This is a genomic window from Pseudomonas sp. PIC25 (assembly GCF_002286785.1).
Classification (GTDB): domain Bacteria; phylum Pseudomonadota; class Gammaproteobacteria; order Pseudomonadales; family Pseudomonadaceae; genus Pseudomonas_M.
Genome location: NZ_MUJY01000027.1, coordinates 1 through 5,322 on the forward strand (window position 1 = coordinate 1; position 5,322 = coordinate 5,322).

General features: G+C 65.3%; 7 protein-coding genes. 6 read left to right on the forward strand and 1 reads right to left on the reverse strand.

Going from position 1 to position 5,322, the window contains the following annotated elements:
- A partial coding sequence (locus BZL41_RS01035; protein WP_218224358.1) for a terminase large subunit domain-containing protein occupies positions 1 to 861 on the reverse strand: 861 nt, incomplete at its 3' end.
- A gap of 161 nt (positions 862 to 1,022) precedes the next feature.
- On the opposite strand from BZL41_RS01035, the gene BZL41_RS01040 reads away from it, so the two are divergent.
- From BZL41_RS01040 to BZL41_RS01065, 6 genes are all read left to right on the forward strand, one after another.
- Positions 1,023 to 1,904 (forward strand): GPO family capsid scaffolding protein, encoded by an 882-nt coding sequence (locus tag BZL41_RS01040; RefSeq protein WP_095597579.1) that lies wholly within the window; start codon positions 1,023 to 1,025, stop codon positions 1,902 to 1,904.
- Positions 1,898 to 2,923: a phage major capsid protein, P2 family gene (locus BZL41_RS01045; RefSeq protein WP_371916462.1), complete on the forward strand. Its 1,026-nt coding sequence runs from the start codon at positions 1,898 to 1,900 to the stop codon at positions 2,921 to 2,923. The genes BZL41_RS01040 and BZL41_RS01045 overlap by 7 nt, the downstream gene beginning before the upstream one ends.
- The gene (gpM, locus tag BZL41_RS01050) at positions 2,923 to 3,639 is read left to right on the forward strand and encodes a phage terminase small subunit (protein WP_095597581.1); all 717 of its coding nucleotides are present in this window, start codon (positions 2,923 to 2,925) and stop codon (positions 3,637 to 3,639) included. The genes BZL41_RS01045 and gpM overlap by 1 nt, the downstream gene beginning before the upstream one ends.
- A gap of 96 nt (positions 3,640 to 3,735) precedes the next feature.
- The gene (locus BZL41_RS01055; protein ID WP_095597582.1) at positions 3,736 to 4,197 is read left to right on the forward strand and encodes a head completion/stabilization protein; all 462 of its coding nucleotides are present in this window, start codon (positions 3,736 to 3,738) and stop codon (positions 4,195 to 4,197) included.
- Positions 4,194 to 4,649 (forward strand): phage tail protein, encoded by a 456-nt coding sequence (locus tag BZL41_RS01060; RefSeq protein ID WP_095597583.1) that lies wholly within the window; start codon positions 4,194 to 4,196, stop codon positions 4,647 to 4,649. Before BZL41_RS01055 ends, BZL41_RS01060 begins: the two co-directional genes overlap by 4 nt.
- Positions 4,630 to 5,286 carry a phage virion morphogenesis protein gene (locus BZL41_RS01065; RefSeq protein WP_095597584.1) on the forward strand — a complete coding sequence of 219 codons (657 nt, stop codon included), beginning with the start codon at positions 4,630 to 4,632 and terminating at the stop codon, positions 5,284 to 5,286. The genes BZL41_RS01060 and BZL41_RS01065 overlap by 20 nt, the downstream gene beginning before the upstream one ends.
- Positions 5,287 to 5,322 lie beyond the last annotated feature (36 nt).

A 5,322-nucleotide genomic window follows, 5' to 3' on the forward strand; every position in this document is an offset into this window, starting at 1 on the left:
CATGGCGCCGGCCAGGTTGTTCAGCTTTTCGAAGTCGCGGATCCAGAAATACTCGTCGATGTAGACGTGCCCATGGTGGCCCTGGGCGGTGCTGCTGTTAGTGGACAAGAAACGCAGCTCAGCCCACGGCTTGCCGTCCTTGCTCAGGACGATGGGGTTTCCGCTCAGGGTGATACCGAACCATTCGCTGGCGAAGGTGATGATGTAGCTGCGGAAGATTTCCGCCTGGGCGCGGCTGGCCGACAGGAACATCTGGTTGTCGCCGGTCAGTACCGCATCCATGAACGCTTCGGCGGCGAAGTAGTAGGTCAGGCCGATCTGCCGGGATTTCAGGATGTTGCGGATTCGTCGCGTCAGCGAGTTCTGCTTGGCCGCGAACAGCTCCTGCTGGTAGGCATACATCCGGGTGGTGAACTTCTCCAGGAAGTCCAGCTCGGTCAGCCCGGTGATGTCGTTCTTCGGTTTCTTGCCCTTGGGCGAGCCTCCCTTTTCGCCTCTGTCGCGGCGTTCGCGCTGCCCCTGTCTACCCTCGCTCCGCTCGGCCGGCGCCTCGCCCAGGGGCTGCTGGGCCGATCTGGCGCTCTGTTTCAGCAGGCGCTCGCGGATACTGGTCAGCCGGTCCAGTTCGTCCAGTTCGCCTTTGGACAGGGTGCCGCTTTTCTCCAATAACAGGGTGATCCGGCGGCTGATGGCGGACAGGGGCTCTTCGTCCGTCAGCATCTCGTCCCAGCCGCCCTTGGCGATCCAGTAATAGACGATTCGGACGTTCGGCAGCTTGAGCTGGGCCTGAATCTCACGCGGCTTGCAGCGGCGCAGATAAAGGCGCTTGGCGGTTTCTTTGACTTCGGCGGAGTACGGCATGCGGCGCAGTCTATGCGCCGAAAATGCGCAAAACGCGCGGATAAGTTCCTCGAATTACCGAGAAAATCGAAATAGGAACAACCCGAAAGCAAAGCGTTTGAGCGCTCCGGGGGCGGCCCCTATCGTGGCGGCACCTGAACCCGACCGAGCCGAAAAACGCTATGCCCCGCACCCTTGTATCGGACTGGAAGCGCGTCGCCACCAGCGGCAAGACCGCCGACGGTCGCACCATCGAAGCGCAGGATTTGCGCGACATGGCGGAGAGCTACGACCCGGCCGTCTACACCGCCTCCATCTGGTACGAGCACATCCGCTACATGGGCAGCCTGGGCACCGTCGCCGAGCTGAAAGCCGAAGACCTGGACGACGGCAAGGTGGCGCTGTTCGCCCGCCTCAAGCCGAACGACCGCCTGCTGCAGTTGAACAAGGAAGCCCAGAAGCTGTTCACCAGCGTGGAGATCCAGCCCGAATTCGCCGACACCGGCCGGGCTTACCTGGTGGGCCTCGCCGTGACCGACGAACCCGCCAGCCTGGGCACCCAGGAACTGCACTTTTCCCGCCGCGCCGCCGCTGGCAACTACTTCGCCAACCTCGAACCGCTGGACGACCTGGACGCCAGCGACAGCAACGAAGCCGCCGCCCTGTCGTTCTTCACCCGGCTGTTCAACGCCTTGGGCAAGAACGCCCCCGAATCCCCCGCAACCCCCAACAGCGAGAACACCCCGATGGACCCGAAAACCGCAGAGGCCTTTGCCGCAGCGGTGGACAAGCTCGGCAACGTGGCCACCAGCCTGGAAAAGAGCGCGGCCACCTTTGCAGCGCAGAAGCCCACCGAGCCGGAGAAACCGGCTGCCGAAAACACCGACGCGGGCCCAGGCGAAGACGCCAAGCCGGCCGGCATCACCGCCGAGCAGTTCAACAGCCTGAAAGGTGCCGTGGACAAGCTCGCCGAGCAATTCACCACCGCACTGAATCAGGGCCAGGGCCGCGACGTGCCCAACACCACCGGCGCCGTGGATGACGTCATGGAGATCGACTGCTGATGAAACTGAGCCAGCAAGCCCGCCAGCAGTATCACCGCCTGCAAGCCGCCATTGCCCGTGCCTATGGCGTGGACAGCGCCCGCGAGGAATTCAACGTCACGCCGAGCATGGCGCAAACCCTGAACGACAAGATCACCGCCAGCTCCACCTTCCTGGCCCGCATCAACGTGATCGGCGTCAGCGAGATCAAGGGTCAGAAGGTCATGATGGGCCTGAACGGCCCGGCCACTGGCCGAACCAACACCAATAACGCCGACCGCGTGCCGCGCAACTTGCTGGACCTGGACGCCAAAGGCTACGAGCTGTTCGACACCCACACCGACGTGGCCCTGAAGTTCGCCAGCATCGATGCCTGGGCGAAGTTCAAGGACTTTGCCCAGCGCTATAGCGCCGCCGTCCAGCGCCAGATCGCTTTGGATCGCATCATGATCGGCTGGAACGGCATCAGCGTGGCCGAAGACACCGACCGCACCGCCAATCCGCTGCTGCAGGACGTGAACAAGGGCTGGCTGCAGATCGCCCGCGAACAGGCCCCGCAGCAGGTGCTCACCCAAGGCACCAAGGCCGCCGGCAAGATCCAGATCGGCGCGACCGGCGACTACGCCAACCTCGACGCCCTGGTGCATGACGTGTCGCTGATGATCGAAGAGGAATTCCGCGACGGCGGCGACCTGGTGGCGATCATCGGCCGCGATCTGCTGGCCCATGACAAGAGCAAGCTGTACGCCAAGCAGGGCGACACCCCCAGCGAGAAAGAGCGCATCGAACTGGCCCAGGTGGTCGCCACCTACGGCGGCCTGCCGAGCTACACCTGCCCATTCTTCCCAAGCAAGGGCGTGGTGGTCACCAGCTTCGACAACCTGTCGATCTACTTCCAGGACGATAGCTGGCGCCGCCACCTGCTGGAGAACCCGAAGCGCTCCCAGATGGAGGATTACAACAGCCGTAACGAGGGCTATGTGATCGAGCAGTTGGGCAAGTTCGCGGGCATCGAGGCCTCGGCCGTGGAGTTCGTCTGATGAGCCTGGCCCTTGCCCATAAACGGCGTGTGCTTGAGCAGGGTCCGGCGGCCAGCGGCGCGGGGGCTTACACCCCCGCCACCGCCCTGGCTGGCCCGGCCAATGCCCAGAAGCACCTGGCGCTGATGACCACCGCCCTGGGCGAAGACCTGGCGCGCCTGTCCGACCTCAATTCGCTGGAAGCCCGTCAGCGCCTCAAGCGCGAAGAGCTGCTGCCCAAATACCTGGCCTATGTCCAGCGCTACCGGGAGAGCGGCCTGAACCACGCCAACCCGGTGCTGATGCAGGTGCTGGTCTGGCTGTTCGACACCGAGCAGTTCGAACAGGCCCTGGAACTGGCCGACTTCGCCATGGCGCAAGGCCAGACGATGCCGGAACGCTTCAAGCGGGACATCCCGACGTTCGTGGCCGACAGCGTGATCGATTGGGCCGAGGCCGAGCACAAGGCAGGCCGAAGCCCCGAGCCGTATCTGTCGCAGTTGCTGCCCCGTGTGGACGGCGAATGGCAACTGTTCGAACGTATCCCGGCGCGCTTCCACAAGCTCCTGGGAATCCTCGCCCTGGAGGGCGAGCGCTGGGCGCAGGCCATCGAGCACTTCGAGCGGGCCGCTGCGCTGTACCCGGAGATCGGCGTGAAAACCCGCCTGGAGGAAGCCATCAAGGCCCTGCGCAGACAGCAGGCCGGCAGCGGCACCGCCCAGAACCCGACCACCTGACCGACTTCCCCCCCGCAGCGGGGGCCTGCCAAGGCCATGGCCCCGTGCCAATGACCGACAGCAGCCACCCCCGCCTTTATTCGAGAACGGCCAGCCATGAGCTTTTCCGGCAAACCCACCACCCTGGTGGAACGATCGATCCCCAATGACGGCTTCTGGCCGGACTTGAGCGTGACCGAGTTCCAGGCCAGCTATCGCCTGCCGGCGGAGTACCTGGTGGAACTGCTGGTCGATGGCATCGCCAGTGCCATGGGCGAGGTGAACCGCGACCTTGCCAAGCGCAAGAGCGCCTGGCAGGTCGCCGGCATCGCCGAGGTGGCCAGCGCGGATCCGCAATTGCTGTCGGAGCGGGCCTTCTACGTGGCCACCTACAAGCGCGCCGTCTACTGCCGCGCCAAGGCCTATCTGTTGCAGCAGTTCGCCACGGTGAACCGCCGCGCCGAAGCCGCCAATCTGGCCAAGGAAGCCCCGGAAACCCACGAAGCGTTCCTGGCGTTCAGCCAACAGGCCGTGCGTCTGATCCAAGGCCGTGGCCGCATTACGGCGGAGGCGCTGTGATCAAGCTGCGCAACCTGACCACCTTCCTGATCGAGCGCCGCCTGGTCCAGCCCGAGCAGTTGGATAGCTGGGCCGAACAGGTATCCCTGCCGCTGTACTGGAAGCCCAGCGAACAGGGGCTGCACATGGGCGATATGCGCTATCGGGCCGTCATCGTCCTGGAGCGCTTCGCCGATCACCCCGGACGCCTCATGGCCCTGGTGGGTTCCTGGCTGGAGGTGAACGACCCCCACCGCGAAGACGACGAGCTGCCCGCCCCGCTGTTCGAGATCGACCAGCTGGACCCGGACTGCGCGGATGTGGAGCTGCAGCTGGAGTTCGTCGAGCCCCAACACCTGGCCGAGGATCCCACCGGCGAAATCGAGGCCTTCGGCAAGCGCTGGGCCTTCGTGCCGTTCGACCTGTGGATTGCCCGCGACGGAGCCGTGACCGATGGCCGCACCGACCGTTGATTTCGACGTGCGCGGCCTGCTGGACGCCCAGCAGACGCTGGAGCTGCTGTCGCTGCCCGCCGCCAAGCGCCGCCGCCTGCTGAACACCGCCGCCAAGCGCGTGCGCACCCGCAACCGCAGGCGCATCGGCGAGCAGCGCAACGTCGATGGCTCGCCGTTCGTACCGAGGAAGGACGGCGGCAAACGCAAGATGCTGCGCGGTCTCGGCAAGGGCCTGCAGGTGGTCACGCTGACCGCCGACGAAGCCGTGCTGGGCTGGCGCAACCGACTGGTGGCGCGCATCGCCGCCGACCACCAGTTGGGACGCCCGGAAACCATGAGCGCCGCCCGCATGCGGCGCCTCGGTAAGACGCCCGACTACAACGCCCCCGCCAGCCGCTTCCAGGCCCGCGCCCTGCTGAAGGCCGGCTACCGGATTCGCAACGGCAAGCGCTGGAAAAGGCCATCACTGGGCTGGCTCCAGGAAAACCTCTCCTGCGGCCGGGCGGGTTTGATCCTCGCCAAGTTGGCGGGCGACACCAAGAAACAGCGCTGGCAGATCGATTTGCCGGCCCGCGCCGTGCTCGGCGCAGACCCGCAGGACGTGGGCGACATCGTGCGCACCGTGCTGCAACAGACCCTCAACGCACCCCGATAGCGAGGCCTCGGCATGGCTCAAGGCAAAGTCAGCGTC